Source organism: Hydrogenophaga atypica, assembly GCF_042665215.1.
Classification (GTDB): domain Bacteria; phylum Pseudomonadota; class Gammaproteobacteria; order Burkholderiales; family Burkholderiaceae_C; genus Hydrogenophaga; species Hydrogenophaga defluvii_A.
This window is the reverse complement of sequence record NZ_JBHTCA010000080.1, coordinates 1-835: the sequence shown is the minus strand read 5'-3', so window position 1 is coordinate 835 and position 835 is coordinate 1. Positions and strand designations below refer to the sequence as shown.

Below are 835 nucleotides of genomic sequence, written 5' to 3'. Positions count from 1 at the left end.
CTACGCGGCCATGGTGTCGAGCATGACGCTGGACCAGGCGGTGGCAGCCCACGCCAAGTACCTGGGTGGCGACCCGGCCGAGTCCGAGGTAAAGGCGCGCAACGCGGTGGCCGAGTTTCTGAACGTGGAGTCCATCGAAGAGACCGAACTGGTGGACGAGGTGCGCATTGTGCTGGTGTCGGCCGACTTTTCGTCGGAGATCACCACATCTGTCATGTGGCTGAACAAGCGCGGACTGGACCTCCGGTGTATTCGCCTGCGCCCCTACAAAATGGGCGATAAGGTGCTGGTGGACGCCACGCAGATCATTCCGTTGCCAGAGGCAGCTGACTACGAGGTGAAGCTGCGCGAACAGACCAAGGAAACCCGAAAGCTCCGTATCCAGCGAAAAGAGCTTTCTGAGCGACACGACATCCGTCACGCATGGTGGACGATGCTGATTGCGCGGCCCGACGCCATGCTGCACGCGCACATCACGCCGAGCACTTATTCGTGGATCGGCACCAGCTCTGGGGTGCGTGGCGTGAACCTGAACTACACCATCACCCAGGATGATTGCGGTGCTGAGCTGTACATCGATAGGGGAAAAGATGCAGAGCTTGAAAACGAGCGCATCTTTGACCAACTGTCTTCAGCCAAAGACCAAGTCAACGCAGTCGTTCCATTCCAAATAGCCTGGGAACGACTGGAGGATAAACGGGCATGTCGAATCAGGGTCAAGGTTCCGGGTGGCTACCGTTCAGAAGAATCCGAATGGCCTGACATTCAGTCCCGTCAAGTTGCTGCCATGAACGCCCTGACCGCAGCTTTGCAGCCTCACATCAAGCAACTGAAG

Annotated in this window: 1 protein-coding gene; it reads left to right on the top strand. The window is 58.0% G+C overall.

The window, feature by feature from the left end:
- Positions 1-22: 22 nt before the first annotated feature.
- Positions 23-835 (top strand): DUF4268 domain-containing protein (locus ACFQPB_RS23855; RefSeq protein WP_382228933.1); only part of this gene is annotated, 813 nt, incomplete at its 3' end.